Annotated in this window: 29 protein-coding genes; 13 read left to right on the top strand and 16 right to left on the bottom strand. The window is 64.2% G+C overall.

Going from position 1 to position 25,551, the window contains the following annotated elements; translation table 11 throughout:
- Window positions 1–22: 22 nt before the first annotated feature.
- The 4 genes from O0881_RS26380 to O0881_RS26365 form a co-directional block, all read right to left on the bottom strand.
- Complete coding sequence (locus tag O0881_RS26380) at window positions 23–1,498, bottom strand: hypothetical protein (RefSeq protein ID WP_289913627.1); 1,476 nt, start codon at window positions 1,496–1,498, stop codon at window positions 23–25.
- Complete coding sequence (locus O0881_RS26375; RefSeq protein ID WP_289913626.1) at window positions 1,495–2,979, bottom strand: hypothetical protein; 1,485 nt, start codon at window positions 2,977–2,979, stop codon at window positions 1,495–1,497. The genes O0881_RS26380 and O0881_RS26375 overlap by 4 nt, the downstream gene beginning before the upstream one ends.
- A gap of 126 nt (window positions 2,980–3,105) precedes the next feature.
- Window positions 3,106–3,588 (bottom strand): D-glycero-beta-D-manno-heptose 1-phosphate adenylyltransferase, encoded by a 483-nt coding sequence (gene rfaE2 / locus O0881_RS26370; protein WP_251351044.1) that lies wholly within the window; start codon window positions 3,586–3,588, stop codon window positions 3,106–3,108.
- 44 nt (window positions 3,589–3,632) lie between these two features.
- Complete coding sequence (locus O0881_RS26365; RefSeq protein WP_077399697.1) at window positions 3,633–3,872, bottom strand: DUF3717 domain-containing protein; 240 nt, start codon at window positions 3,870–3,872, stop codon at window positions 3,633–3,635.
- A gap of 134 nt (window positions 3,873–4,006) precedes the next feature.
- Here O0881_RS26365 and O0881_RS26360 point away from each other — a divergent pair, with 134 nt between their 5' ends.
- The 8 genes from O0881_RS26360 (at window position 4,007) to O0881_RS26325 (ending at window position 9,264) form a co-directional block, all read left to right on the top strand.
- Window positions 4,007–4,945 (top strand): hydrogen peroxide-inducible genes activator, encoded by a 939-nt coding sequence (locus O0881_RS26360; protein ID WP_099665470.1) that lies wholly within the window; start codon window positions 4,007–4,009, stop codon window positions 4,943–4,945.
- Window positions 4,946–5,022: 77 nt separating this feature from the next.
- Window positions 5,023–5,877, top strand: a complete 855-nt coding sequence (gene ubiA, locus O0881_RS26355; RefSeq protein WP_034784859.1) for a 4-hydroxybenzoate octaprenyltransferase — start codon at window positions 5,023–5,025, stop codon at window positions 5,875–5,877.
- Between the two features lie 108 nt (window positions 5,878–5,985).
- Window positions 5,986–6,342, top strand: coding sequence for a DUF883 family protein (locus O0881_RS26350; protein WP_099665471.1), 357 nt, complete (start codon window positions 5,986–5,988; stop codon window positions 6,340–6,342).
- A gap of 56 nt (window positions 6,343–6,398) precedes the next feature.
- Window positions 6,399–6,785 (top strand): phage holin family protein, encoded by a 387-nt coding sequence (locus O0881_RS26345; RefSeq protein WP_289913625.1) that lies wholly within the window; start codon window positions 6,399–6,401, stop codon window positions 6,783–6,785.
- Window positions 6,782–7,129, top strand: a complete 348-nt coding sequence (locus O0881_RS26340; RefSeq protein WP_077399688.1) for a hypothetical protein — start codon at window positions 6,782–6,784, stop codon at window positions 7,127–7,129. The genes O0881_RS26345 and O0881_RS26340 overlap by 4 nt, the downstream gene beginning before the upstream one ends.
- A 90-nt stretch (window positions 7,130–7,219) precedes the next feature.
- Window positions 7,220–7,777, top strand: coding sequence for a DUF3455 domain-containing protein (locus O0881_RS26335; protein WP_099665472.1), 558 nt, complete (start codon window positions 7,220–7,222; stop codon window positions 7,775–7,777).
- Between the two features lie 216 nt (window positions 7,778–7,993).
- Entirely contained in the window at window positions 7,994–8,551 is a 558-nt protein-coding gene (locus tag O0881_RS26330; RefSeq protein ID WP_289906831.1) for a sigma-70 family RNA polymerase sigma factor, read from the top strand.
- Window positions 8,548–9,264, top strand: coding sequence for an anti-sigma factor (locus O0881_RS26325; RefSeq protein WP_289913624.1), 717 nt, complete (start codon window positions 8,548–8,550; stop codon window positions 9,262–9,264). The genes O0881_RS26330 and O0881_RS26325 overlap by 4 nt, the downstream gene beginning before the upstream one ends.
- 12 nt (window positions 9,265–9,276) lie before the next feature.
- Here the strand turns inward: O0881_RS26325 and proC are convergent, their stop codons facing one another.
- Both proC and O0881_RS26315 read right to left on the bottom strand, forming a co-directional pair.
- Window positions 9,277–10,107 (bottom strand): pyrroline-5-carboxylate reductase, encoded by an 831-nt coding sequence (gene proC, locus O0881_RS26320; protein ID WP_289913623.1) that lies wholly within the window; start codon window positions 10,105–10,107, stop codon window positions 9,277–9,279.
- A gap of 22 nt (window positions 10,108–10,129) precedes the next feature.
- A complete protein-coding gene (locus tag O0881_RS26315; RefSeq protein WP_289913622.1) occupies window positions 10,130–10,831 on the bottom strand; it encodes a YggS family pyridoxal phosphate-dependent enzyme in 702 nt (233 codons plus the stop codon).
- Window positions 10,832–10,901: 70 nt separating this feature from the next.
- Here O0881_RS26315 and O0881_RS26310 point away from each other — a divergent pair, with 70 nt between their 5' ends.
- The 4 genes from O0881_RS26310 (at window position 10,902) to O0881_RS26295 (ending at window position 15,872) form a co-directional block, all read left to right on the top strand.
- Window positions 10,902–11,945: a type IV pilus twitching motility protein PilT gene (locus tag O0881_RS26310; protein ID WP_289913621.1), complete on the top strand. Its 1,044-nt coding sequence runs from the start codon at window positions 10,902–10,904 to the stop codon at window positions 11,943–11,945.
- 3 nt (window positions 11,946–11,948) lie between these two features.
- Window positions 11,949–13,088 carry a PilT/PilU family type 4a pilus ATPase gene (locus O0881_RS26305; protein WP_289913620.1) on the top strand — a complete coding sequence of 380 codons (1,140 nt, stop codon included), beginning with the start codon at window positions 11,949–11,951 and terminating at the stop codon, window positions 13,086–13,088.
- A gap of 1 nt (window position 13,089) precedes the next feature.
- Window positions 13,090–13,575: a glutathione peroxidase gene (locus O0881_RS26300; protein WP_289913619.1), complete on the top strand. Its 486-nt coding sequence runs from the start codon at window positions 13,090–13,092 to the stop codon at window positions 13,573–13,575.
- Window positions 13,576–13,760: 185 nt separating this feature from the next.
- Window positions 13,761–15,872, top strand: coding sequence for an EAL domain-containing protein (locus O0881_RS26295; protein WP_099665478.1), 2,112 nt, complete (start codon window positions 13,761–13,763; stop codon window positions 15,870–15,872).
- Here the strand turns inward: O0881_RS26295 and glcF are convergent.
- Genes glcF through O0881_RS26280 form a run of 3 tightly spaced genes read right to left on the bottom strand, consistent with a single transcriptional unit; the run spans window position 15,865 to window position 19,685 of the window.
- Complete coding sequence (gene glcF, locus O0881_RS26290) at window positions 15,865–17,103, bottom strand: glycolate oxidase subunit GlcF (protein WP_289913618.1); 1,239 nt, start codon at window positions 17,101–17,103, stop codon at window positions 15,865–15,867. The two genes, O0881_RS26295 and glcF, sit on opposite strands and share 8 nt — an antisense overlap.
- Window positions 17,104–17,107: 4 nt before the next feature.
- Entirely contained in the window at window positions 17,108–18,178 is a 1,071-nt protein-coding gene (glcE, locus tag O0881_RS26285; RefSeq protein ID WP_289913617.1) for a glycolate oxidase subunit GlcE, read from the bottom strand.
- A 16-nt stretch (window positions 18,179–18,194) separates the two neighbouring features.
- Window positions 18,195–19,685 (bottom strand): FAD-linked oxidase C-terminal domain-containing protein, encoded by a 1,491-nt coding sequence (locus tag O0881_RS26280; RefSeq protein ID WP_289913616.1) that lies wholly within the window; start codon window positions 19,683–19,685, stop codon window positions 18,195–18,197.
- 150 nt (window positions 19,686–19,835) lie between these two features.
- Here O0881_RS26280 and O0881_RS26275 point away from each other — a divergent pair, with 150 nt between their 5' ends.
- On the top strand, window positions 19,836–20,390 hold the full coding sequence (locus O0881_RS26275; protein WP_034784827.1) for a cob(I)yrinic acid a,c-diamide adenosyltransferase: 555 nt from the start codon (window positions 19,836–19,838) through the stop codon (window positions 20,388–20,390).
- 53 nt (window positions 20,391–20,443) lie between these two features.
- Here the strand turns inward: O0881_RS26275 and O0881_RS26270 are convergent, their stop codons facing one another.
- The 7 genes from O0881_RS26270 to O0881_RS26240 form a co-directional block, all read right to left on the bottom strand.
- Window positions 20,444–20,644 carry a hypothetical protein gene (locus O0881_RS26270; RefSeq protein ID WP_289913615.1) on the bottom strand — a complete coding sequence of 67 codons (201 nt, stop codon included), beginning with the start codon at window positions 20,642–20,644 and terminating at the stop codon, window positions 20,444–20,446.
- 89 nt (window positions 20,645–20,733) lie between these two features.
- Window positions 20,734–20,934 (bottom strand): hypothetical protein, encoded by a 201-nt coding sequence (locus tag O0881_RS26265; RefSeq protein WP_289913614.1) that lies wholly within the window; start codon window positions 20,932–20,934, stop codon window positions 20,734–20,736.
- Between the two features lie 93 nt (window positions 20,935–21,027).
- Window positions 21,028–21,219 (bottom strand): hypothetical protein, encoded by a 192-nt coding sequence (locus tag O0881_RS26260; protein ID WP_289913613.1) that lies wholly within the window; start codon window positions 21,217–21,219, stop codon window positions 21,028–21,030.
- Window positions 21,220–21,250: 31 nt separating this feature from the next.
- Window positions 21,251–21,631 (bottom strand): glutaredoxin family protein, encoded by a 381-nt coding sequence (locus O0881_RS26255; RefSeq protein WP_289913612.1) that lies wholly within the window; start codon window positions 21,629–21,631, stop codon window positions 21,251–21,253.
- A gap of 78 nt (window positions 21,632–21,709) precedes the next feature.
- Window positions 21,710–21,895 (bottom strand): hypothetical protein, encoded by a 186-nt coding sequence (locus O0881_RS26250; protein ID WP_289906814.1) that lies wholly within the window; start codon window positions 21,893–21,895, stop codon window positions 21,710–21,712.
- 265 nt (window positions 21,896–22,160) lie between these two features.
- Complete coding sequence (locus tag O0881_RS26245; RefSeq protein ID WP_289913611.1) at window positions 22,161–23,300, bottom strand: cytochrome c peroxidase; 1,140 nt, start codon at window positions 23,298–23,300, stop codon at window positions 22,161–22,163.
- 86 nt (window positions 23,301–23,386) lie between these two features.
- Window positions 23,387–25,504: an FUSC family protein gene (locus tag O0881_RS26240; protein WP_289913610.1), complete on the bottom strand. Its 2,118-nt coding sequence runs from the start codon at window positions 25,502–25,504 to the stop codon at window positions 23,387–23,389.
- Window positions 25,505–25,551: the final 47 nt, after the last annotated feature.

The raw sequence follows: 25,551 nt of genomic DNA, 5'->3' as shown, positions 1-25,551 counted from the left end.
GGAATTTTTAAGGAATCTGTGTTCAGGCCAGGGTCAAGATATGGCCTTCGGCCACGCGCACGACGGACGGCTTGCCCAAGCCACGCTTGAGTTCGCCAATGTCGCGGCCGTCATCGTCGCGGATCTGCACGCTTTTAAATGGTTTTAATAACACTTGCCGCTGCACGCCGTCGGCCATCACCTTGTAGCGCGTGGCGCGCGTGCTGACCAGGCCCAGCGCCAGCAAGCCCAGCACGAGCGCCAGCACGCCGCCCAGTATCACCAGCACGGGCAGCAGCGGATACTGGATGCGCACCAGCAGCGGTATCGTCGCCTGCGACGCGCGCACGCTGTCGGGCGGCGTAAACATGCCGGAAATCGGGTCGCCAGGGAACAATTCCTGCAAATCCTTGCCGAAGCTGGACGCCAGCGCCAGCCGCTGTTCCGACAGGCCCACCTGCGCCTGCATCGGCAGCAGCACCTGCTTGCCCATGGCGGTGATCGCCTGCGCCGACCACGGCGACGGAATTTGCGCCATCGGCAGCGCGAACTGCACTTGCACGGACTGGCTGGCGCCCGGCTGCAACTGGCGGATTTGATCTGGCGCAACGTGCAAGGGCGCGTTCTGCCCGGCCAGGCTGGCATGCACCCTGGCGCTGTCGATCACGTATGGGAAAAACATGTTTTGCAAGGAGGCCTGCAGCACCACTTGCGGCACCAGGTTCGCCGCATCGACGTCGAGCACGATGGTGCGCCCATCGCGGCCCAGGCTGGCGTGCACGTTGGCGCTGTTCTTGACGGATTGCGGCACGATGCGCACGGCATCCTGGTCCACCGGTTTCAGGCGCGCGGGCGGGCGTGTCAGCACTTGCGACAGCCGCCCTTCGGCCAGGATGCGGTTCAAGGCCTCGGATGCCGGCTGGCCATACGCGAGCGCATACACCATCAAACCCTTGGCGCTGTACAGCTTGCCCTGCACGGGCATGCGCAGCGGAAACACCACCGTCTTGGTGATCGACGGTTCCAAGTGCAGCAGGCGGTAAAAATCGCGGTTGCGCTCGGCCGTCTGGCTGTCGTTGTTCGGGCTGTTCTTGTTATTGGTAAAGATCCACACGATGCCGGACGCGGACTGAAACGGGCCCGTGATGGTTTTTGTCACGGCTTCCTGGAAATCCGTGTCGGCCAGCGCGCCGCCGGCGCCCTTGCGCGCCAGGCCCAGGCTGGCCAGCTGGCCCGCCACGCCGGCGCCGCCCTGCCCTTGCCCCAGCAGCGACGGCGACACGTGCGCGCCGCTGCTCTGGCTGAAGGCCAGGGTATACACTTTATCGGACGGGTTTGTAGCGGCCTGCGCCACGGCGCCCACCAGGGCTTTCAGCTGCGAGTGTTCATCCGTGTAAAACGGCTCCATCCAGCCCGAATTCTGCACGAGGAACGCTTGCTGGATGCCGGCGGCCTGCGCGCTGGCGCTGGCGAAGGCGAGGAAGACGGCGCCAGCCGCGATCAGGACGCGCGCTTTCATGCCTGCAAGGCCCAGCCATCGATACGCGACAGCAGCGGGTGGTAAGCCCACAGCGTACCTTCATGCACAAACAGGCGCACGCGCCACGGTTCGCTGACGGCAAAGGTATGGAACACGTTTTCGCGCAATTCGTCGTCCTGCACCAGCTGAGCCGCCAGGCGATCGTTCGAACGCAGCACGCTCGACAGGCCGGCGCTGGTGGCAAACTTCACGCCGAAGACGCTGTTGCCAACACTCGATTCCAGCAGCGGCATGACGGCCTGGTTCTTGCCGCCGTCGTCGCCGTGTTCCGGCTCTTCCCACGGCGCCGTTTTCAGCTTGGTGGCGAAGCGGTAATTGAAGCTGCCCGAGCACAGGCGCGGCGCCAGCGCGTCGGCCCGTTCGGACTGCGCGCCCAGTTTCACGTAGACATAGGTGCCGCGGCTGCGCTCGAAGCACAGCTGCCACAGGCCGCCGTCGCGCGACACGTACGGGCTGCCGAATTCGAAATGCGGCACCAGCCCTTCGGGCCAGGGGGTGAACGAGGCGGCCACGTTGCCGTCCGGCTGCAATTGCAGGCGCAGCTGGCCGTTGGCGCAGGGCCACACGGCCATGCGGTTGTAGGCGACGGGCGCGCTGACGGCGCCCAGGTCAAACAGGCCGTCGAGCAGCACGTCGCTGCCCGGCTTTTGTTGCGCATCAAGGTTGACGAAGCGGAGGCGGCCATCGTCGTCGCGCAGCGGCGCCCACAGACGGTTCTGGAACCAGACGGGCGCGGCCGCGCATGGCGCGCCGCCCACGTGCTCGACCACGTAGGTCAGCGACGGCACGTCGGGACGGATGCAGGCCAGGCCATGGCTGGTCGGCAAGACCAGCACGCTATTGAACTCCGGCACCAGCTCGGCGCGCCAGGCGCCGTGGGCCAGGTCCGATTCGGCCAGCAAGCTGCCATAGTCGGGGTCCAGCGCCAGCCAGCGTTTCGAGGCGGGCAGCCAGGCGTGCAAGACGGCCTTGCGCGGGTCGAGCGCCAGCAGCGCGGGCGCGCTGGTGCCGAACTGGGCGGAAAAGAATTCGTATTCGCCGGGCGGCGGCATGGGCAGCGAGACATCGGCCTGCGCATGCTCTTCGCGCGCGCGCTGGTCCGCCAGTTTCAGGGGCGCGCTGGCCTGGCGCAAGCCGGACGGGCCCGTTGGCGGCACGTCGCTGACGGGAGATGCGCCGTAGGGCGGCACCCAGGGCGGCGTGGCGGCCGTGTCGGGCGGCACTTGCAAGGCCGCGCCCGAGGCGGGGTCGAATGCAAATTCGGGCGGAAACTGGCGCACGGGCGCACCGGCGGCTGCGGGCAGGCGCCGCGCATGCATCAGCTTGCCGATATCGGCATGGCTCACCAAGGGCGAGACGTTCTGACCATCCGCGCTGCGCTGCATGGTCCACGCGCCCTCGTCATCCACGTGCCAGGCGCCGGAAGGCAGTGGCCAATCCCCAGAAGTTTTATGATCCATTTATTTTCTATGACTAGCAATGCATTCAGACGGTGTAACGTGCTGGGGCTGTCGAAACGAAGTCGCAGCCCTGGCAGTTCTCATAGTAACGTCTTTTTATCTGTATGGAAACATTGACGAGCTTCCTCAGCCTTGCTGCGTCCGCACTTTCGTCAACAGCTTGGTGGTCGAGCGGTCATGCTCGAAATCGATGGCCACGGCCTGGCCGCCATACGCCAGCACGGCCTTGCCTTCGGGAATGGCCGCCATGTCATAGTCGCCGCCCTTGGCATAGATTTCCGGTTCGATATCCTGCACCACTTCCAGGGCGCTGTCTTCCGAGAACGGCACGACCAGGCTCACCGCTTCCAGCGCGGCCAGCACGGCCATGCGGTCTTCGCAGCTGTTCAGGGGACGGTCATCGCCCTTGCCCAGGCGTTTCACCGAGGCATCGGTATTCACGGCAACGATCAGCGAGGCGCCCAGCGCGCGCGCCTGCGCCAGGTAGGTCACGTGGCCGCGGTGCAAAATGTCGAACACGCCGTTCGTCACTACCACCGGTTTCGGCAGGGCCGCGGCGCGGGCGCGCAATTCGTCGCGGCCGCACAGTTTGTTTTCAAAATCAGGCATGGATATCTCTGGTTGGGTTAAATGGGGTCACGCCATGGTCGCACTCAGGCGTGGCTATCGCCTTGGATGCCGCCGGCATCCCGGCGCCAGGCATCGATCAGGGCCACGACGGCCGGTTCCAGGGTCTCTTCGGCGATGCGATCTTGCCGGTAATAAATCATCAGCGCATACACGCCGGCCAGGCGGCTGACGGGCGGCGACAGTGCATATTCGTTGCCGCGCGCCGGTTGCCTGGCACGCCAGTAATTGATCGCCGCTTCCAGCGCCTGCATCCGCAGTTCCATCGCCATCTCCCTTCGACGCCCGGTCCCGCATTATAGGGGGCGATCCGCTACAATACGCCATCGGCGCCACAGTTTCACGTTTGCGCCACCTTTCATTCATTGCAAGTAAGTACTTCCTGTGTTTCAATCAACCTATGACACTGACTGAACTGAAATATATCGTTGCAGTCGCGCGAGCGAAGCACTTCGGCCACGCCGCCGAAGCCTGCTTCGTTGCCCAACCCACCCTGTCAGTGGCCATCAAGAAACTCGAAGACGAATTGGGCGTGGTCCTGTTCGAACGGGGCGGCGCGGAAATCTCCGTCACGCCCCTGGGCGCGCAGATCATTGCGCAAGCCGAGCGCGTGCTGGAACAGACGGCCGCCATCAAGGAACTCGCCAAGCAAAACAAGGACCCGCTGGCCGGCCCCCTGCGCCTGGGCGTGATCTACACGATCGGCCCCTACCTGCTGCCGCCCCTGGTCAAGGCCATGATAGACCAGGTACCGCAGATGCCCTTGATCTTGCAGGAAAACTTCACGGTTCGCCTGCTCGAACTGCTGCGCCAGGGCGAACTGGACGTGGCCATCATGGCCCTGCCCCTGCCCGAACACGGCATGGCCATGCAGGAACTGTATGACGAACCGTTCGTCGTCGCCATGCCGCGCCAGCATCCATGGACGGCGCGCGAGAAAATCGCCGCGCAAGACTTGAAATCGGAAACCATGCTGCTGCTGGGCAATGGCCACTGTTTCCGCGACCAGGTGCTGGAAGTGTGCCCCGAAATGGCGCGTTTTTCCTCGCCCGGCAATGGCATGCAGCGCACGTTTGAGGGTTCCTCGCTGGAAACCATCCGCCACATGGTGGCCAGCGGCATCGGCCTGACGGTCTTGCCGCGCGCCTCCGTCGCCAATATGCACGCCACCGACGGCATGCTCGAATACCGGCCCTTCGCCGCCCCCGTGCCCTCGCGCCGCGTGGTCATGCTGTGGCGCAAGAGTTTCACGCGCAAGGCCGCCATCGACGCCCTGTGCGCGGCCATCGCCAGCTGCAACTTGCCCGGCATTACGCCGCTGTGCGAGGACGAAGACTAGCGCCCCAGGCGCAAAATAGTACATTTACATACTATTTGCGATAATCGACCTTTCTCTTCAACAAGATCGAGTCTTCCATGAACAAGCTGGCGCTGTATTTCCGCCTGATACGGCTGGACAAGCCTATCGGTACCGTATTGCTGCTGTGGCCTACCCTGTGCGCGCTGTGGCTGGCGCAGCAGGGCGTGCCGGACTGGCGGCTGCTGCTCATCTTTACCCTCGGCACTTTCCTGATGCGCTCGGCAGGCTGCGCCATCAACGACTACGCCGACCAGGATATCGACAAATTCGTCAAGCGCACGGCCGAGCGTCCCATCACCAGCGGACGCATCAGCGGCAAGGAAGCGCTGGCCGTGGCCGGCGTGCTGACCGTGCTGGCCTTTTGCCTGATCCTGCCCTTGAATGCGCTGACCAAGCAGCTGTCCGTGGCCGCCGTCATCATCGCCGGCACCTATCCCTATTTCAAGCGTTTCTTTGCGATTCCGCAAGCGTATCTCGGCATCGCCTTCGGCTTCGGCATTCCCATGGGTTTTGCCGCCATCACGGATGCCGTGCCCGCCGTCGCCTGGCTGCTGCTGCTGGGCAATGTCTTCTGGGCCGTGGCCTACGATACGGAATACGCGATGGTCGACCGCGACGATGACTTGAAGATCGGCATCAAGACCTCGGCCATCACCTTTGGCCGCTACGACGTGGCCATCGTCATGGCCTGCTATGCCGTTTTCCTGCTGCTGTGGCTGGCATGCGGCTGGTATCTGGGCTTGCGTTACTGGTTCGTCGCGGGCTTGCTGGTGGCGGCCGGCTGCGCCGTTTATCACTACACCTTGATCCGCGCACGCGAGCGTATGCCGTGTTTTGCGGCATTCCGGCATAATAACTGGCTAGGAGCGGCGGTATTTGCGGGCGTGGTACTGGACTTTGCTTTCCGTTAAGCAATGACCCTTGCGCCGCGGCAGCCCTTGAGGCGGCGCAAGACAAGCCTGGCCGCAGCTGCCTACACTGGTATTTCACTGTGCAGTTTCACTTCCATGAGGTAATACATGAGCTCGATACATACCGGAAAATCCAGCAGCGACAGCATCCTCGCCGACGCCGACAAGGCCCGCGACAAACTGGTCGGCGACTTGAAGACCGTCATCGATGAAGCGGAAGGCTGGCTCGATGGCGCCAAGGATCAGACGGGCGAGAATGTCAAAGCCGTCAAGGACAAGTTCATCGCCACCCTGGAAACGGCCAAGAAAGACTTGATCAAGCTGGAAGAAGACTTGCTCGAACGTACCAAGAAGGCGGCCAAGGCCACCGACGAATACGTACAGGACAATCCCTGGAAAGCCGTGGGCGCGGGCGCCGTCGTCGGCGTGCTGTTCGGTCTGCTGCTTTCCTCGTCGCGCCGCTAGATTGTAACGACGCGGTACCGACGGCGCAGGCCGTCACCTGACGCGAAAGGCAGCATATGGCTATCGTGCACCATGTCGCCCAAGTCGCAGCGACCCTCGCCGCCATCGTCCAGACCCGTCTGGCCCTGGCGGCCGTGGAAATGGAAGAAGAGTCGCTGCGCTTCCTGTCCTATCTGGCGCTGGCCATGCTGGCACTGCTGTGCCTGTTTGTCGGCCTCGTCTTGATCGTGTTCCTCGTCATCGTGCTGTTCTGGGATACGCACCGCATCGCCGCCATCGCCGTCACGGCCGCCGTCTTCATCGTCGCCGCCATCGCCACCCTGCTGGGCGTGCGCGCCAGTTTCCGCAGCAAGCCGAAACTGCTTTCTTTTACACTTTCCGAACTGAACAAAGACCTGGACGAGCTGCAATTGCTGGCGCGCCGGGGATCGGAGCGGCCATGACCACGCACCCCACCAAATTGTCCAGTGTCCACACGGCCGCCAGCCTGGCGCAGCGGCGCGACGCGCTGCTGGCCGAATGCGCGCTGCAGCGCCTGGCCCTGGGCGTGCAGACGCGCCAGTTGCTGGAACCGCTGACGGGCGGCAATCTGCGCCACACCCTGGCCACGCGTTTCAAAATTCCCCTGATGGTGGGCGGCGCCGTGCTGGGCCTGGCATTGGTGCGTCCGCGCCGCATCCTGCCGCTGCTGCGGGCCAGCGGCGCGCTGCTCAAGCACGCCACCACCGCCATGCCCGTCCTGCTGGCGCTGGCGCAGCGTTTCAGCAAGAAAGAAACGCCGTCATAAAATATTTTTGACCCGGCTGCATCCAAATGGCAGACCCATGCGTAGTAATGGTATCAACCAGCCGGTTGAGCCAACTACCAGGAGTTTGCCATGCTTGCCTTCACCGCCCCACGCCACGCCGTTCCCGCCCTCGCTGTGCTGGGCGCCGCCCTGCTGCTGAGCGCTTGCGCCCCCATGAGCGCGCGCTATTCGCAAGAACAATTACCGAACGCCGTCAAGGTGCCCGATGGCCACCAGGTGGCCATGCAGACCGTGGGCGTAGGCAAGATCGCCTACGAATGCAAGGCCAAGAAAGACATGACGGGCCATGAATGGGTTTTCGTGGGACCGGACGCGGCCTTGAACGACCGCAGCGGCATGCAGGTGGGCACGTATGTCGGTCCACCGGCCACCTGGGCCAACCTGGACGGTTCGAAAGTGACGGCGACGCAAGTGGCCGTGGCGCCGGCCGGCGCGGGCAATATCCCGTACCAGCTGGTGAAGGCCAATCCGGCCACGGGCAGCGGCGCCATGCAGGGCGTCAGCTACATCCAGCGCGTGGCCACCAGCGGCGGCGTGGCGCCAAGCAGCCCCTGCGGCATGGAATCCATCGGCGCCAAGCAATGGGTGCCCTATCAAGCCGACTACATCTTCTGGAAAGCCGCATGAGCACACCTATCAAAACCTGCTGCGCGTCGTGATAGGCGGCCTGCGATGCTCACCGTACTAAAGTACGGTTGCGCTTCTTAGCCACCTCTCCCTTCCGCTCGCTACGGTTTTGTTAGGCGTTGTAAAACAGGAAAACAACGGTTGGCAAGCGGGTTTCTGGCCTATACTCGGCCTTGAAAACTTGCTAACCGTTCACTCTTGACGATTGCGCCAACCTTGCCAGCCCAAGCCGCCACCTACGATTACGATGCCGCCCTGCGCGCCTGCGCCAGGGGCGAGCAGCAGGCATTGCACGGCCTGTACCAGCAGGAAAGCCGCTACCTGCTGGGCGTGGCCCTGCGCATCGTGCGCCAGCGGGCCCTGGCCGAAGACGTGCTGCACGACGCCTTCCTGAATATCTGGCGCCGCGCCGGCAGTTTCGACGCCACGCGCGGCAGCGGCAAGGGCTGGATCTATGTGGTGGTGCGGCACCAGGCGCTGGACGTGGCGCGCGCCCGCGCCCATGAAGTACCGGCCGACGAGGATACCGTGGAAACCCTGCTGCACGAACGCCACAGCCACGATGCGGGCGAAGCCTATGCCGACCAGGCGAACCTGGGCAAGCTGCACGATTGCCTGGGCCACCTGGACGAATCGAAGCGCAACAGCATCCTGTACGCCTACGTCGATGGCTGTTCCCACAGCGAAATCGCGCAGCGCCTGCAAGCGCCGCTGGGAACCGTCAAGGCCTGGGTCAAGCGGGGCCTGGCCGCCTTGCGGGAGTGCATGGGATGAACAACAGCGACGAGGAATTGCACAGGCTGGCCAGCGAATACGTGCTGGGCACATTGGAACTGGCCGAACGGGCGGAAGTGGAACAGCGCTTGCCGCGCGACGCAGCCTTGCGCGACGCCGTCGAAGCCTGGGAACGGCGTCTGCTGCCCTTGACGACCCTGGCGCCGCCCGAAACGCCCTCGGCGCAACTGTGGCCGCGCATCAGCGCCAGCCTGTTGACGCCTTCGGCCGTGCGGCAGGCGGGCGGCTGGCAAGCGTGGTGGAACAGCCTGGCCTTCTGGAGAGTGCTGGCGGGCGGCGGCTTGGCGGCCACGGCCGCGCTGGCCGTGCTGGTCAGCGTGCAACTGCAAACACCCAGCGGACCCGGCTACCTGGTGGTGCTGGTGGCGCCGCAGGACAAATCGCCGGGCTGGATCGTGCAGGCGGGCGGACGTGGCGGCAAGAACCGCGACCTGAGCCTGATCCCGCTGGGACCGACCAGCGTGCCGCAGCAAAAGGCCCTGCAATTCTGGACCAAGGGCAAGGACTGGGGCGCGCCCGTCTCGCTGGGCCTGGTCAAGCCGGGGCAAAGCCTCAAGTTGACATTGGACAAGCTGCCGCCGTTGCAGCCGGAGCAACTGTTTGAAATCACCCTGGAACCGGCAACGGGCTCGCCCACGGGCCGGCCGACGGGACCGGTTTTATACATCGGCCGCGCCGTCAAGGTCATGTAATTACTTGACCACTTACTTTCCCAGTTCGTCTCCCATCTCGCGCCCCCGCTGTGCGGCCGCCTTGATGCCCTTGACGATGGCCGCCTTCACGCCGCTCTCTTCCATGCTGGTGAGCGCCGCATACGTCGTGCCACCCTTCGACGTGACCCGCTCGCGCAGCAAGGACACGGGTTCGCTGGAATTGGCCGCCAGCTGCGCCGCGCCCGTAAACGTGGCAATCGCCAGCTGCGTGCCCTGCTCCGGCGTCAGGCCCAGCTCGGCGGCCGCCTGCTGCATCGCTTCGATAAAGTAAAACACATAGGCGGGACCGCTGCCGGACACGGCCGTCACAGGGTCGATCTTCGCTTCGTCATCGAGCCAGACGGTCTGGCCGACGGCGCGCAGAATGGCGTCCGCCGTCTTCTTTTGCTCATCGCTCACGCCGCTGCTGGCCACCATGCCCGTGATGCCCATGCCGATCAGGGCTGGCGTGTTCGGCATGCAGCGCACGATGGCGCGATAATCGCCCAGCCAGCGCGACAGGTCGGCCGCGCGGATGCCGGCCGCGATCGACAGGATCAATGGCGCCTTATTTCCGTCGAGGAAGGGCAGCAACTGCGCCGCCACGTCGCGCATGCTTTGCGGTTTCACGGCCAGCACGATCACGTCCACGGCGCGCAGCGCGTCGCCGGCGGCGGAAGCCGTCGTCACGCCGAACTGCGCCTGCAGTTTTTCCAGCGCGGGCGCATGCGGGTCGATCACGTGGATGTTGCCGCCCAGGGTCAATTTACCCGCCAGGCCGGCGATCAGGGCCGCCGCCATGTTGCCGCCGCCCACAAAGGCGATATTCAATTCTGTCGTCATGGCTATGCTTTCTATCAATCAGTTAAGAGTAAGTGCGGGAACCAAAGATGGCGCTGCCCACGCGCACGATGGTGGCGCCTTCCAGCACGGCGGCGCGCAAGTCGGCCGACATGCCCATCGACAAGGTATCGAGCGCCAGGCCGTCCGCTTTCAATTGGTCGTACAGCACGCGCAATTGCGCAAAGGCGGCGCGCTGCAGGTTGACATCCGTTTCCGGCTCGGGAATGGCCATCAGGCCGCGCAAGCGCAAACGGGGCAGTTGCGCCACGGCATGCGCCAGCGCCGGCAAGTCGGCCGGCGTCACGCCGCTCTTGCTGGCCTCGCCGCTGATATTGACTTGCAGGCAGATATTCAAGTCCGGCAAGCCGGCCGGGCGCTGCTCGGACAGGCGGGCGGCGATCTTTTCCCGTTCCACCGTATGTACCCAGTCAAAATGTTCGGCGATGGGGCGCGTCTTGTTGCTCTGGATGGGGCCGATGAAATGCCAGACGGGTGCGCCTTGCGGCAGCGCAAGCTTTACGGCACTAATCTTGTCGAGCGCTTCCTGGAGGTAATTTTCGCCAAACGCCGCCTGGCCCGCGCGCATGGCAGCCAGCACGACGTCCGCGCCGAAGGTTTTCGACACGGCCAGCAGGGTCACGTCACCAGGGGCGCGCTGCGCCTCCAAGGCGGCCTGCGCAATACTGTCGCGCACGGCTTGCAAGTTCTGTTCGATTGTGGACATAATCATTTTCTAGTGTATAGGGGCGGCGGCACAGTGCGCCAGCCCATCAATGCAGGCACAGGGATTATAAATGGACATCTCCGAACTACTCGCTTTCTCCGTCAGCAACAAGGCTTCCGACCTGCACCTGTCTTCCGGCCTGCCGCCGATGATACGGGTCAATGGCGACGTGCGCCGTCTGAACGTGGCGCCGCTCGAGCACAAGGAAGTGCACAGCATGATCTACGACATCATGAACGACAGCCAGCGCAAGGCGTATGAAGAAGCGCTGGAATGCGATTTTTCGTTCGAGATTCCCGGCCTGGCGCGCTTCCGCGTCAACGCCTACAACCAGGAACGGGGCGCCTCGGCCGTGCTGCGCACGATTCCGTCGAAGGTGCTGACCCTGGAAGACCTCAACGCCCCCCGCATCTTCGGCGAGCTGGCCATGCGTCCGCGGGGACTCGTGCTGGTGACGGGCCCGACGGGTTCCGGCAAGTCGACCACCCTGGCGGCCATGGTGAACCACGTCAATGAGCGCCTGAACCACCATATATTGACCATCGAAGACCCGATCGAATTCGTGCATGAACCGAAGAAATGCCTGATCAACCAGCGCGAAGTCGGTTCGCACACGCATTCGTTCAGCAATGCGCTGCGCTCGGCCCTGCGCGAAGACCCGGACGTGATTTTGGTGGGCGAATTGCGCGACCTGGAAACCATCCGCCTGGCGCTGACGGCGGCCGAGACGGGCCACCTGGTATTCGGCACCCTGCACACCTCGTCGGCGGCGAAGTCGATCGACCGCATCATCGACGTCTTCCCCGCCGAAGAAAAGGAAATGGTGCGCGCCATGCTGTCCGAATCCTTGCAAGCCGTCATTTCGCAAAACTTGCTGAAAACCAAAGACGGCGCGGGCCGCGTGGCCGCGCATGAAATCATGCTGGCCACGCCGGCCGTGCGCAACCTGATCCGCGAAGCGAAGGTGGCGCAAATGTATTCGGCCATCCAGACGGGCAGCAACGTGGGCATGCAAACCCTGGACCAGTGCCTCACCGACCTGGTGCGGCGCGGCACGATCTCGGCGGAAACGGCCCGCTCGGCCGCCAAGTCCCCTGAAAACTTCCCCGGATAAGCCATGCAGACGACGCACGAACACTATGGCGCCATGCATGCGCTACTGGCGCAGATGCGCGCACGGGGCGGCTCCGACCTGTTCATCACGGCCGGCTTTCCCGCCGCCATCAAGCTCGACGGCAAGCTGACGCCGCTGGCTGGCGGCGCGCTTGACGCGGCCCAGGCGGCCGGCTACGTGCGCGCCGTCATGAACGAGCGCCAGGCGGCCGAGTTCGAGTCCAGCCGCGAAGCCAATTTCGCCATCAGCCCGGAAGGACTGGGGCGTTTCCGCGTATCCGCCTTCGTGCAGATGGGCCAGGCAGGCATGGTCTTGCGGTTGATCAATACCGCCATCCCCACCCTCGATGGGCTGGGTTTGCCCGCGATCCTGCAAGACATCGTGATGAGCAAGCGGGGCCTCGTCATCATGGTGGGCGCCACGGGCTGCGGCAAATCGACCACCCTGGCGGCCATGGTGGGCCACCGCAACGCCCACAGCCACGGCCACATCATCACCATCGAAGACCCCGTGGAATTCATCCATCCGCATGGCAACTGTATCGTCACCCAGCGCGAAGTGGGCGTCGATACGGACGACTGGGCCACGGCCCTGAAAAACACCCTGCGCCAGGCGCCCGACGTGATACAGATCGGCGAAATCCGCGACCGCGACACCATGGACCACGCCATCGCGTTTGCCGAGACGGGCCATCTGTGCCTGGCGACCTTGCACGCGAACAACGCCAACCAGGCGCTGGACCGCATCATCAATTTCTTCCCCGAAGAACGGCGCCAGCAGTTGCTGATGGACCTGTCGCTGAATTTGAAGGGCATGATTTCGCAGCGGCTGATCCCCAACAAGGATGGCGGCGGGCGCCAGGCGGCGCTGGAAATCCTGCTCAATTCGCCGCTGATGAGCGACCTGATCTTCAAGGGCCAGGTGCACGAGATCAAGGAATTGATGAAAAAATCGCGCGAGCATGGCATGCAGACTTTCGACCAGGCCCTGTTCGACCTGCACGAGGCGGGCGCCATCAGCTATGAAGACGCGCTGCGCAATGCGGACTCCGTCAACGACCTGCGCCTGACGATCAAGCTCAAGGGCGCAACGGCGCCGGAACCGGCCCCGCAGGCGGGCGCCACCAAACTGGGACTACTCTGACATGACCAACATCCACGATTTCCAGGCCGAGGCGCTGGACGGCACGCCGATCGACCTGGCGCGCTACAAGGGCAAAGTACTGCTGATCGTCAATACGGCCAGCGCCTGCGGCTTCACGCCGCAATACCAGGGGCTCGAAGCGCTGTACCGCGAATTCCACGACCAGGGACTGGTCGTGCTGGGTTTTCCCTGCAATCAATTCCGGCAACAGGAACCGGGCTCGAACGAGGAAATTGGCGCCTTTTGCGAAAAAAACTTCGGCGTCACCTTTCCCCTGTTTGCCAAGGTCGACGTGAATGGCCCGCATACCCATCCTGTCTTTGCCCAATTAAAACAGGCGGCGCCCGGCATATTGGGCACGCAATCGATCAAATGGAATTTCACCAAGTTTCTGGTGCGCAAGGATGGCAGCGTATTTCGCCGCTATGCGACGGCCAGCAAGCCGGCCAGCCTGGCGGACGACATACGGCAATTGCTACAAGAGTAGAAGCGCAATACTTTGACTTAAGACAACAATCATGTGAAATCAATAAAACTGTATTTATTTCATGCTTGATATCAATATTGTGTTTCAAATAGCAAATATCGGTGATAATGTTTACATAATTATTCGCAGATATCGATCATAAAACGATGCCAGTCTTTGGGAAAATATTATCTTCATGGATGCGGATGGGCAGTTATTCCCGCCTCTTCATCCCTATTACCTTCCTGATACTCGCCGTTTCCGCCTTTCGCTATCACGCCCTGCTCGGGACGGAAACGGCGCTGGCCAATGCCCGCTACCAGAGCGAAGCCCGGCAACTCGACCTGTTCCTGGCCAATAGCGTGCTGCCGCTGGCCGTGCATACGGACCGGCATGCGATGCACGACAGCGTGCGGCAAGTGCTGCGCAGCGCCCTGCCGCTGAACCGCAGCCTCGCCGCCATGCGCTGGGATACGGCTGGCGCGCATGTCGAAGTGCTGGCCGACAACAAGCTGACCGACACGCTGGCCGACGGCGTGCCGGCGTGGTTTGCACGCCTGGCGGGCATGGCGGCCATCCGCAGCCGCCTGACGGTGGCGCTGCCGGATGGCGGCGACGGCATCCTCGACGTGCATTACACGCCCGGCCTGCCCCTGGCGCAGGTGTGGCAACGGGTGCGCGGGCAGGCCGTCCTCAGCACCATCAACATCGTCCTCGTCTTCCTCCTGCTGGGCTTGATCCTGGCGTCGCACCGCAAGCTGCTGGCGCGGCTCGTGCAGGCGACCGACCGCTTCCGCGATGGCAACTTCGCCGTGCGCCTGGCGGCCGGCGCCACGCCCGAAGCGCAAGCCGTGTCGCAGTCGTTCAACGGCATGGCCGGCGATATCGAAGAACTGCTGACCTCGCTCAAGACCAGCCAGCGCCAGCTGGGCGAACAGTTGAACGAAACCGTGCACATGCAGCAGGCGCTGCAAAAGCTGTCGTGGCAAAACTACAATGACGTGCTGACGGGCCTGCCCAACCGCGCCGCGCTGGCCGCCCGCTTCGAACAGGAGCTGTTCCTGGCGCGCGAACGCCAGCGCCTGCTGGCCGTCTGCCTGTTCGACCTCGACCACTTCCAGGCCATCAACGACCGCTACGGCGCCGAAGCGGGCGATGAAATCCTCAAGCAGGTGGCCGGCCGCCTGCACGGCTTTACGGGCCAGATCCACTACGCGGCGCGCCTGGGCGGCGATGAATTCGTCCTGCTGCTGTGCGGCCAGGCCAGCATCGCCAGCATCGAACAGAACATCACGCAATTGCTGCAGGAACTGAGCCGCCCCTACCAGGGCGACCAGCAGGCGCTGCACGTGACGGCCAGCGTCGGCATCGCCGTCTACGCGGGCAAGGACTTGAATACGGAAAGCCTGCTGCGCCACGCCGACCACGCCGTCTACCAGGCGAAACTGACGGGGCGCAACCAGTACCACTTCTTCGACACCAACCTCGATGAAGAAGTGCGCACCCACCACAACCAGCGCACGGAAGTGCGCCAGGCCCTGATCAATGGCGAACTGCGGCTGTACTACCAGCCCAAGGTGAACATGCGCGCCGGCACGGTAGTGGGCATGGAAGCGCTGCTGCGCTGGCAGCACCCGCGCCGCGGCGTGCTGGCGCCCGCGCAATTCCTGCCGCTGGTGGAACAGACGGATTTGATCATCGACATCGGCGAATGGGTGCTGCGCCAGGCCCTGTGGCAAATGCAGCGCTGGGTCGCTTGCGGCAAGCACTGGGTCGTCAGCGTGAATATCGCGGCGCGCCACTTCCAGCAACCGGACTTCGTCTCGCGCCTGGAAACCATCCTCGGCGAATTTCCCGGCGTGCGCGCCAGCATGCTGGAACTGGAAATCCTCGAATCGTCGGCCCTGCACGACATCGAAGACGTGCGCCGCATCATCCGCGCCTGCCAGGCGCTGGGCATCACGTTTGCGCTCGACGATTTCGGCACCGGCTACTCCTCGATGTCATATTTAAAACGCCTGCCGGCGAATATCGTCAAGATCGACCAGAGTTTCGTGCGCAACATGCTCAACGACCGCGACGACCTGCACCTGGTGCGCGCCGTCATCGGCCTGGCCCGCTCCTTCAGCTTGACGGTGATCGCCGAGGGCGTGGAAAGCGTCGAGCATGGCGCCCGATTGATCCAGCTGGGCTGCGACCTGGCGCAAGGCTACGGCATCGCCCGGCCCATGCCGGCCGACGCCGTGCTGGAGTGGGCGAACAATTTCATCCCGGCGCCGCAATGGCGCATCGCCCAATACAGCGAAGTGCCTATTTGACCGGGGTCAAGGCAGAGTCGATCAGTTCGATCCAGTGCCGCACGGGCGTCTCCGTGCCCGACTGCAGGTGGCTCAGGCAGCCGATATTCGCCGACACGATCATCTCCGGCTCGCACGCTTCCAGGTTCGCCACCTTGTTGTCGCGCAACTGTTGCGACAATGCCGGCTGCAGGATCGAATACGTGCCCGCCGAACCGCAGCACAGATGGCTGTCGGCGCACAGGCGCACGTCGACGCCGACGGCGCGCAGCACCTGCTCCACCTTGCCGCGCACCTGCTGGCCGTGCTGCAGCGTGCACGGCGGGTGGTACGCCACCCGCTTGCCGATGCGCCCTTGCAGCAGCGCCACCAGTTCCGCTTCGAACGCGGGCATGATCTCGGACAAGTCGCGCGTCAATGCCGCGATGCGCCGAGCCTTGTCCGCATAGCGGGCGTCGTGCGCCAGCAGATGGCCATATTCCTTCACCGTGGCGCCGCAGCCGGAGGCCGTCATGACGATGGCTTCCGCGCTGTCCACGCAATCTACGTAGGGCCACCAGGCGTCGATATTGCGGCGCATGTCGTCCAGCGCCGCTTCCTGGTCGTTCAAGTGATGGCGCAGCGCGCCGCAGCAGCCCGCCTTCGGCGCGACGATCAATTGCACGCCCAGCGCGTCGAGCACGCGCGCCGTGGCCGCGTTGATGTTCGGCGACATGGCCGGCTGCACGCAGCCGTCGAGCAGCAGCATGGTGCGCGCATGCCGGCGCGCGGGCCATGCCCCGGCCTTTTCTCCGGGGCGCAGCTTGTCCTGCAAGCCTTTCGACAGCAACGGCCGCAGCGCCTGCCCCGCCTTGTACACGGGCGTAAACAGCCAGCGGCGCGGCAAGGCTTCCTTCAGGGCGAAGCGCAGCGCCCGCTCGCGCAAGGGGCGCTGCACGCGCTGTTCGACGACGTTGCGGCCGATGTCGACCAGGCGCCCGTACTGCACCCCCGAGGGACAGGTCGATTCGCAGTTGCGGCAGGTCAGACAGCGGTCCAGGTGCGTCTGCGTCTTGGCCGTGACGGGCGCGCCTTCGAGCACTTGCTTGATCAGGTAGATGCGTCCGCGCGGGCCATCGAGTTCATCGCCCAGCAACTGGTAGGTGGGACAGGTGGCCGTGCAAAAGCCGCAATGCACGCAGGCGCGCAGGATGGCTTCGGCTTCGTCGCCTGCCGGCGTATTCTTGATGAAATCGGCGAGATTGGTTTGCATGCGCTCAAGTCATTCTGTGCGGGTTGAAGATGCCGGCCGGGTCGAAAGCGTGCCGCAGGCGCTGGTGGATTTTTTCAATGGCCGGCGCCAGCGGGTGGAACACGCCCACGGCCTTGTCGCCGCCGCGGAACAGGGTGGCGTGGCCCCCAAGCGCGGCCACGGCCTGGCGGATGTGCTGGCTGCCTGCCGCATCGGCATCGCCGTCGAGCTTGAGCCAGCGCTGCGCCCCGCCCCATTCGATCAGCTGGCGCCCCTTTACAATCACGGCGCTGGCGTGCGGCGGCAGCGACAGGCGCCACAGGCTGCCCGCGCCCGCGAAGAAAGCGTGCGTCTGTTCGCGCACGGACAGCCAGAAGGCGGCCGCGTCTTCCTGCGCCAGCAACTCGCCATTCAAGGATTGCAGGGCCGCCGACACGGCCGCCTCGGCGCCGGACAGCCGCACGCTCAAGACGCCGTCATGCCAGCAACTGGCGGAAATGGGCAGCGGCTTGCCCGCCCATTCATTGAGCAAGCGCAAGGCGGCGATTTCCGCGCATTCCAGGCGCAAGGTCGCTTCGCGCAGCGGCAAGGGCAGCACCTTCAGCGACACTTCCAGGATCAGGCCCAGGGTGCCCAGGGACCCCGCCAGCAGGCGCGAGACATCGTAGCCGGCCACGTTCTTCATCACCTGCCCGCCGAAGGCCAGGCGCTGGCCATGGCCATCCATCAGCACGGCGCCCAGCACAAAGTCGCGCAAGGCTCCCGCGCTGGCGCGGCGCGGGCCGGACAGGGCGCTGGCGACGACGCCGCCCACCGTGGCGCCCGGCCCGAAATGGGGCGGCTCGAAGGCCAGCATCTGGTTGCGCGCGGCCAGCGCCGCCTCGATCTCGGCCAGCGGCGTGCCGCAGCGGGCCGTGATCACCAGTTCCGTCGGTTCATAGTCGATGATGCCCGCATACGCGCGCGTATCGAGCACCTCGCCTGCCAGTTGCTGGCCATACCAGTCCTTCGTGCCGCCGCCGCGCAGGCGCAAGGGGCGGCCCGCCGCGCTGGCCGCCAGGATCTGCTGCCTGAATTGTTCCGCTATCGCTTGCAAGGGGGTCTCCGGAAAATTAAAAACGGGGCAGGTTGGCGAACGGCAGGCGTCCCGCCGTCACATGCATCTTGCCGAATTCGGCGCAGCGGTTCAAGGTGGGAATCGCCTTGTCCGGGTTCAGCAAGGCATGGGGATCGAAGGCGCGCTTGACGGCAAAGAAGGCATCGAGTTCGGCGCGCGTAAATTGCACGCACATGGAATTGATCTTTTCCATGCCCACGCCATGTTCGCCCGTGATGGTGCCGCCCACGGCCACGCACAGGGCCAGGATGTCCGCGCCAAACGCTTCGGCGCGCTCGAATTCGCCGGGCATGTTGGCGTCGAACAGGATCAAGGGGTGCAAATTGCCGTCGCCCGCGTGGAACACGTTGGCGCAGCGCAAGCCATGCGTCGTTTCCATGCCGGCGATGCCCGTCAGGACTTCGGCCAGGCGCTTGCGCGGGATGGTGCCGTCCATGCAGTAGTAGTCGGGCGAGATGCGCCCCGCCGCGGGAAAGGCGTTCTTGCGGCCGGACCAGAATTTCATGCGCTCCGCTTCCGACTGCGACACGGCGATGGCGCTGGCGCCCGCCCCTTCCAGCACGGCCGTCATGCGGGCGATTTCCTCTTCCACTTCCTCGTGCGTGCCATCCGCTTCGCACAGCAAGATAGCGGCCGCGTCGATGTCGTAGCCGGCCTTGACGAACGGTTCGACCATGCGCGACGACGTCCGGTCCATCATTTCCAGGCCGGCCGGGATGATGCCGGCCGCGATCACGTTGGCCACGGCATTGCCGCCCGTGACGACGTCGTCAAAGGACGCCATGATGACCCTCGCCGTGGCCGGCTTCGGGATCAGCTTGACCGTCACTTCCGTGACGATGCCCAGCATGCCTTCGGAGCCGATGAAGACGGCCAACAAGTCGAGGCCGGGCGAGTCCAGGCATTCGCCGCCCAGTTCCAGCACGTCACCGTCAATGGTAACAACCCGCACGCGCAGCACATTGTGCACGGTCAAGCCGTATTTCAGACAATGCACGCCGCCCGAGTTTTCCGCCACGTTGCCGCCGATGCTGCAGGCGATTTGCGAGGACGGGTCGGGCGCGTAGTACAAGGCATGTTGCGCCGCCGCTTCGGAAATGGCCAGGTTGCGCACACCCGGCTGCACCACGGCCGTGCGCGCATACGCGTCAAGGCGCACGATGCGGTTCAGACGCGCCGTCGACAGCACCACGCCGTCGGCGATGGGCAAGGCGCCGCCCGACAGGCCCGTGCCCGCGCCGCGCGGCACGATCGGCACCTTCAACGCGCGGCAGACGCCGAGGATGGCGATGACCTGTTCTTCCGTATCGGGCAACGTCACCACCATCGGCAGCTGGCGGTAGGCGGCCAGGCCATCGCATTCGTACGGGCGCGTATCTTCGGCGTCGGACAGCACGCAACGGGCCGGCAGCACGGCCAGCAGGGCCGCGACGACGGCTTGCTGGCGCGCGGCGGTCAATCCGGATTCAGGGGCGGCATTGAGCATAGGATGTGAGCAAAAGTGCATGGGCGTGCAACGATTGTAAGCACAAAAGCGGCGCGCAGCGCATTTTTTGTCCTATTTGCGGGCAAATCCGGGGCCAGGCGGCGCGCGGTGTCGTATGCTGCCCCCATTCTTCTTTACAGGATCGACATCATGGGCAACCGACTTTCGAAAATCGCCACGCGCACGGGCGACAATGGCAGCACCGGCCTGGGCGACGGCAGCCGCACCAGCAAGGACAGCGCACGCATCCATGCCATGGGCGACGTGGACGAACTCAATTCGAATCTGGGATTGCTGCTGTGCGAAGCCATGCCCGACGCCTTGCGCGACGAACTGGTGGCCATCCAGCACGATCTGTTCGACCTGGGCGGCGAAATCTGCATCCCCGGCTACCAGTTGATCAAGGAAGAGCACGTGCTGCGCCTCGACGACCTGCTGGCGAAATACAATGCGGACTTGCCGGCCTTGAGCGAATTCATCCTGCCGGCCGGTTCGCGTGCCGCCTCGCTGGCGCATGTGTGCCGCACCGTGTGCCGCCGCGCCGAGCGCAGCATCGTCGCGCTGGCCAATGCGGAACCGCTGCACGAACATCCGCGCCAGTACGTGAACCGCCTGTCGGACCTGCTGTTCGTGCTGTCGCGCGTGCTGAACCGCTTTGCCGGCGGCAGCGACGTGCTGTGGCGGCATGACCGCACGCGGGGATAATGCATCCAAAGCCGGCTTGGCCAGCGTACTGGCTGGCCGGTAAAATTATTTATTTATGGCAAGTACGGATCACAGCGGTCGTTGCATAGCATGTGTGCCTTGGTACAGGCACCTGGCGACATCGGATTTTTAATCATGCACTGTTCCAGGTTGTCATCGCAAGTCAGATAGCATTCCAGGTCGCCGTCGCCGGCGATCGCATACGAAGCGCTAACGCCCATGGCAAACAAAAAGAAACCCAGCTTTTTGAACATAAGCACTCCTTTTCGGGAATGAGGGACTGCAGGACGGTTGAGGTGATGCAGCCGGCCCAGCCAGGATGCTGGCGACCGGCCATCCTCATTTATGGCAAGATCGGATCGCAGCTGGCGTAGCAAATCTGTTGCATCCTTCTGCACGCGCCTGGCGACCCCGGCTGGCTGGTCATGCACTGTTCCAGCTCGGCGTTACACTGCGAGTAGCATTCCGGATCGCCGCCACCGGCGATCGCATACGAGGCGCTGAGGCCCATGGCAAACAAAAAGAAACCCAGTTTTTTAAACATCGGTACTCCTTTGCAGAAATGTCAGACGAGGGGCAACATCCATGGCGCGCCGTCTTTTACGCGCCATCCATAAACGGGTATGGCCTCCGCGCGTCAATTACGTGGCGGGCGCAGGCATTCCTTCTGGCAAGCCTGATAATTCTCCATGCAGGCCGGCTGGCCGAATTCCACGCAATCGAGCAGGTTGCGTTCGCAGACAAAAGTGCAGTCAGGGCCAAATGCCTGGGCGCTGAAGGACAGGGCGGCGCCGACGGCAAACAGAAAAGCGGCAATCTTTTTGGACATGGTCAGCCTTTCAGGTGAATACGTTGAAACGTCAGATTTTCTTCAGCGCCGCTTCCAGCGCGCCCGTATTGAAACCCTGGATCTTGCGGTTGCCGATCAACACCACGGGCACGCCGCCGCCGCCGAGTTCTTCATGGGCTTTTCTCGCTTCCGGCGATTTTTCGATATCGAGATCGACAAAGTCGATCTTGTTTTCCTTGAAGTACGCGCGCGTCTTGGCGCAATAGCCGCACCAGTCCGTGCCGTACAACACCACCTTCGCCTGGGCATTCGGGAAATACGCGGCGTAATTGCCTTCCGTGTAAGTCGATTTGAATAAACCAGGCAATAAAGACAGGCCATAACCGCTGCCCAGGCCGGCGGCCAATATCACGCCATACATGGCGATGGTTTTAATTTTTTTCTGCATCATAAGTATTGTCAGAGGCGAAAATGATCGATGGCGGACGACGCAGCATGCGCTTGCCGCCCGCCTTGCAACGCACGGGTATCAGGCACCGATTTCGCACACTTTCAGGCAGGCTTTGTAACTGCCGATGCAAAATGGGGACCTCTCGCCATTTTGCATCGTGCATTCCCGCCATTCTTCCTCGCAGGCAGAGCAGCCGATATCCGAAGCGTAGGCATAGGAAGCACTCAATCCCAGGGTAAAAATAAATGCTGCAATCTTTTTCATTTACTACTCTCCATGTTGGCGATTGCCTCAGGCAATCGCGTCAGACCAGTCGTAAGAAATTTCATCTTTGCTTGCTACAAAATCGAATATAGACCGCACTTATTTTAGAGTCAACGTTTCCTTTCGATAAATTTCCACTTTGGAAAATATATCGGGAAAGCCCATCGAATGTGGAATTTGGAGAGATTGGGAGGCGCCAAACGTCTATACAATATCGGCGCCGCAAGCAGGTAAAGGCCGGCTGCGGGCGCAGCCGGCCGAGCGGCTACAGCACTTCCAGAAAACTCTTCAACGCAATGATTTCATCGGACGTCAGCTGCAAGCGCTGCAGCAGGGGCGACGTGACGGGAAACTTCGGATCGGCCGCCTGCTGCGCATTCTGCGGCACGGGGCGCGACATGCCCGCGTTGTACATGTTCAGCAAACCCACCATCTGCGGGAACAGGCCGTTGTGCATCCACGGCCCCGATTGCGCCACGCCGCGCAAACCGGGCGTGCGGAACTTGCCCACGTCCTCATCCTTGCCCGTCACCAGGTAGCGTCCCAGGTCTTCGTATTTCTTGCGCCCGTAATACGTCAATCCCAGGTTGTGGAATTGCTGGTCCGTCAGCAAGGCGCCGCTGTGGCAAGTCATGCAGCGCGCCTTGGTGCGGAACAGGTGCAGGCCCAGCAGCTCGCGGTCGTTCAAGTCCGCGCGCCGGCCTTCCAGGAAGGTATCGAAACGGGTGATAGGCGGCAACAAAGTGCGCTGATAATCGGCCAGCGCCGTCAAGATGCGCGGCAAGGTCACGCCGGCGCCCCGGCCAAAAGCCGCGTCGAACTGCGCCGGATAGTCATCGAGCGCGGACAGCTTGGCCGCCAGGGCCGGCACGTCCATGGCCATCTCGTCCGGATGCTGCAAGGGGCCCAGCGCCTGCTCTTCCAGGGTGGCGGCGCGGCCATCCCAGAACAGCGACTTGATCTGGCCCACGCCCAGCAGGCCCGGCGCATTGCGCTGGCCCAGGCGGCCTTCGTGGCCGACGGAGGTGCGCTTGCTGTCGGCAAAGCTGTGGGCGGGACTGTGGCAGCTGATGCAGGCGACCGCGTTCGCGCGCGACAAGCGCGGGTCGTTGAACAAGCGCTGTCCCAGCGCCGCGACGGCCGGTGCCACAGGCGGCACAGGTATGGCCGATACAGGCGCCATTTCCGCGGCGGCCACGCCGACGGGCAGGTGCGGACGGGGCCAGTCGGCAATGGGACGGGCATACGCCTGGCGCAGACAGGCTGAATTCCAGCCCGCCGGCGTGGCGCAAACGGTGGTAGTGGCTTCGCGCGCCGCCGCATCCCCTCCTCCAGGCAATCCCACTGTCATGGCCAGCAGCGCTGCGGCCACCCATCCGGTCTTTCCTGCTGTAAATCTATACACGTCGCTCATTCCTCTCTTGTACGCTGGCTTCGACCAATGATAACCAGCAACATGGCAGCAGCACAGCGAAAGGGGACAGGGCTTGTCTATTCGGCGATCTGCGTCAATTTTCCCGGCGTTTGCTCCGCCTGCGCCTGCACATGTTCGCGCAGCAAGCCGCGCAGCAACTGCACCTGCGCCACGGCATCGGCCTGCAGCGGCGTCAGGCTGTCGGCAATGCAGGGACCAGGCCCGCTGGCGTCGGCGGCGCCGCGCAGCAAGGCATCGATTTCCCCGCTGACGCCGGCGATCCACTGCTGCAGTGCGGGCGGCGCCGGCTCGGCCTGGGGACTCAGGCTGATGCGCGCCGTGCTGCCCGCGACGCGGCGCAGCAGCGGCAAGGTACGCAGCGCCGCCAGGCCCACGCCGCTGCTGCGGTCCAGGCGGCGCTCGATGCGCAAGCGCTGCAAGACCTGCTCCGCGTTATTGCTGGCCAGCCCCGCCTCGCGGCGCAGGCGCGCGATGGCGCTGTCCCATTTGCCGCCCGCCGCCAGCACGGCCAGCAGGTATTTCAGGTTGGCCGACACGGCCTTGGCCAGGCGCTGGTCCAGGTCGTCCGCTTCGCGGTCGGGCCACAGGAAAAACGTGGCCAGCAAGGCCAGCACGCAGCCCAGCACATTGTTGCCCAGGCGACTCATCGCATACACCATCTCGCTGGCCGGCGCCGCATAGTCGGCCACCAGCACGAAGGCGGGCGTCATGAACAGCACGTGCAAGCTGTAGCTGACACGGCGCAAGGCCATGGTGGCGACGATCAGGGGAAACACCACGAGCGAGATGCCCAGCGGCGTGTAAATGACCAGGCCGATCAGCACGGCCAGCACGGCGCCCAGCACGCTGCCCGCCACCCGCTCGATGCCGCGCGGCCAGGTGGTCGACACGGACGGCTGCAGTATCAATAAGGTCGCCATGGTGGCCCAGTAGCCGAACGGAATGTGCAGCGCCTCGACCAGCAGGAAGCCGGCCGTCGTCGCCAGCGACACGCGCGCCGCATGGCGCCAGCTCAGCGACTGCGGCGTGGCATTGACTTTCGCCGTCTGCCACGCCTGCCCCAGCGCCAGGAAAGCCGCTTCGCGCCACGGCAGCTGCGCCGCGCGCGGCAAGCCCAGCTCCATGAAGTCCACGTTCAGGCGCAGCGGCAGCAAGGCGCCCAGCGCCGCTTCCAGGCGCCGTCCGCAGCCAGCCAGGCGGCGCTGCAATTCCAGGGGCGGCGTTTCCGGCTGGCGCTGCACGGCTTGCCCCAGGCGGCGCAGCAGCACCGCCATCACTTCCAGGCTGCGCCGCGCGCGCGGGTCCTGGCGCAGACGCTGCTGCTCGCGCTCGCACGTATGCGTGACGGCGATCAGATAGGCGAAGATGCGCTCGGCGTCGCTGAGCGCCAGCAGCAGGTTGTCGTACAGGGCGCTGCGGCCCGCGCGCGCGGGCGGCACGGCGGCCAGCGCCACGCGCGCCGCTTCCAGCGCGGCGCGCGCCTGCGAACGGTAGCTGGCGCCATGCGCGGCAACGTCCGCCTGCGCCGCATCATGTGCGAGGAAGCGCGCATTGTCGCGCGCGATGCCGGCCAGGCGCGAATACGCGGCGCGGATGGCGCGCCGGCTCGGGCCGAACGGGTGGATGCGCCAGACGGTAAAACTGAGCACGGTGGCGAACAGGCAGCCGAACATGTACAGGCCCAGGAAAGGCGCCGTCTGCGTCATCGATGCCAGCGGATGCGTAACCATCACCACGCAGGCCGTGGCGGCCAGGATGGCCACTTGCGCCGTGGCCGCGCCCCAGATGCGCGCCAGCGCGCCGGCCCAGGAAAACAGCAGCACGGCGATGGCGGCCGTCGCCACGCCATGGCCGGCCACGGTCGACAGCAAGCCGAAGCCCACCATCGAGACGAAGCGCATGCGCCGCGTGCCGGCCGCGTCGGCCAGGCACGTCCAGAAGGCGCCGATGGCGGCCCAGGAAAAATCAGGATGGTCGAACAGCAGGCCCAGCAGCAGCATGGCGCTCGAGGCGCATGCGGCCCGCAAGCCTTCGGACAGGTTCGTTTCATCGATGGCCAGGCTGACCATCCACAGGGGACGGCGCTGCGCCAGGGTGTCGGTATAGGCGTGCACGCCCGTCAGCCAGCGGCCGGCCAGTGCGCGCGAACGGCGGTGAAGTTTCCTGAGATACAAGTTGGACTTTGAAAGGGTATCAAAGCGTCATCGTAGCATTCCCGAGC

The organism is Janthinobacterium sp. SUN100, assembly GCF_030397705.1.
Taxonomy (GTDB): domain Bacteria; phylum Pseudomonadota; class Gammaproteobacteria; order Burkholderiales; family Burkholderiaceae_D; genus Janthinobacterium; species Janthinobacterium kumbetense.
The sequence above is the reverse complement of the archived record's forward strand: the minus strand, read 5'-3'. Positions and strand labels throughout refer to the sequence as shown.

Excerpts from the sequence above, each read along its gene's own strand:
- O0881_RS26375 (WP_289913626.1), bottom strand. The coding sequence starts at position 2,979 with ATGGATCATAAAACTTCTGGGGATTGGCCACTGCCTTCCGGCGCCTGG.
- O0881_RS26365 (WP_077399697.1), bottom strand. The coding sequence starts at position 3,872 with ATGGAACTGCGGATGCAGGCGCTGGAAGCGGCGATCAATTACTGGCGT.
- O0881_RS26275 (WP_034784827.1), top strand. The coding sequence starts at position 19,836 with ATGGGCAACCGACTTTCGAAAATCGCCACGCGCACGGGCGACAATGGC.
- O0881_RS26345 (WP_289913625.1), top strand. The coding sequence starts at position 6,399 with ATGGCTATCGTGCACCATGTCGCCCAAGTCGCAGCGACCCTCGCCGCC.
- O0881_RS26325 (WP_289913624.1), top strand. The coding sequence starts at position 8,548 with ATGAACAACAGCGACGAGGAATTGCACAGGCTGGCCAGCGAATACGTG.
- O0881_RS26310 (WP_289913621.1), top strand. The coding sequence starts at position 10,902 with ATGGACATCTCCGAACTACTCGCTTTCTCCGTCAGCAACAAGGCTTCC.
- O0881_RS26270 (WP_289913615.1), bottom strand. The coding sequence starts at position 20,644 with ATGTTCAAAAAGCTGGGTTTCTTTTTGTTTGCCATGGGCGTTAGCGCT.
- O0881_RS26360 (WP_099665470.1), top strand. The coding sequence starts at position 4,007 with ATGACACTGACTGAACTGAAATATATCGTTGCAGTCGCGCGAGCGAAG.
- O0881_RS26295 (WP_099665478.1), top strand. The coding sequence starts at position 13,761 with ATGGGCAGTTATTCCCGCCTCTTCATCCCTATTACCTTCCTGATACTC.
- glcF (WP_289913618.1), bottom strand. The coding sequence starts at position 17,103 with ATGCAAACCAATCTCGCCGATTTCATCAAGAATACGCCGGCAGGCGAC.
- O0881_RS26305 (WP_289913620.1), top strand. The coding sequence starts at position 11,949 with ATGCAGACGACGCACGAACACTATGGCGCCATGCATGCGCTACTGGCG.
- O0881_RS26335 (WP_099665472.1), top strand. The coding sequence starts at position 7,220 with ATGCTTGCCTTCACCGCCCCACGCCACGCCGTTCCCGCCCTCGCTGTG.
- O0881_RS26340 (WP_077399688.1), top strand. The coding sequence starts at position 6,782 with ATGACCACGCACCCCACCAAATTGTCCAGTGTCCACACGGCCGCCAGC.
- O0881_RS26350 (WP_099665471.1), top strand. The coding sequence starts at position 5,986 with ATGAGCTCGATACATACCGGAAAATCCAGCAGCGACAGCATCCTCGCC.
- O0881_RS26380 (WP_289913627.1), bottom strand. The coding sequence starts at position 1,498 with ATGAAAGCGCGCGTCCTGATCGCGGCTGGCGCCGTCTTCCTCGCCTTC.
- ubiA (WP_034784859.1), top strand. The coding sequence starts at position 5,023 with ATGAACAAGCTGGCGCTGTATTTCCGCCTGATACGGCTGGACAAGCCT.
- O0881_RS26250 (WP_289906814.1), bottom strand. The coding sequence starts at position 21,895 with ATGAAAAAGATTGCAGCATTTATTTTTACCCTGGGATTGAGTGCTTCC.
- proC (WP_289913623.1), bottom strand. The coding sequence starts at position 10,107 with ATGACGACAGAATTGAATATCGCCTTTGTGGGCGGCGGCAACATGGCG.
- O0881_RS26300 (WP_289913619.1), top strand. The coding sequence starts at position 13,090 with ATGACCAACATCCACGATTTCCAGGCCGAGGCGCTGGACGGCACGCCG.
- O0881_RS26315 (WP_289913622.1), bottom strand. The coding sequence starts at position 10,831 with ATGTCCACAATCGAACAGAACTTGCAAGCCGTGCGCGACAGTATTGCG.
- O0881_RS26265 (WP_289913614.1), bottom strand. The coding sequence starts at position 20,934 with ATGTTTAAAAAACTGGGTTTCTTTTTGTTTGCCATGGGCCTCAGCGCC.
- rfaE2 (WP_251351044.1), bottom strand. The coding sequence starts at position 3,588 with ATGCCTGATTTTGAAAACAAACTGTGCGGCCGCGACGAATTGCGCGCC.
- O0881_RS26280 (WP_289913616.1), bottom strand. The coding sequence starts at position 19,685 with ATGCTCAATGCCGCCCCTGAATCCGGATTGACCGCCGCGCGCCAGCAA.
- O0881_RS26260 (WP_289913613.1), bottom strand. The coding sequence starts at position 21,219 with ATGTCCAAAAAGATTGCCGCTTTTCTGTTTGCCGTCGGCGCCGCCCTG.
- O0881_RS26255 (WP_289913612.1), bottom strand. The coding sequence starts at position 21,631 with ATGATGCAGAAAAAAATTAAAACCATCGCCATGTATGGCGTGATATTG.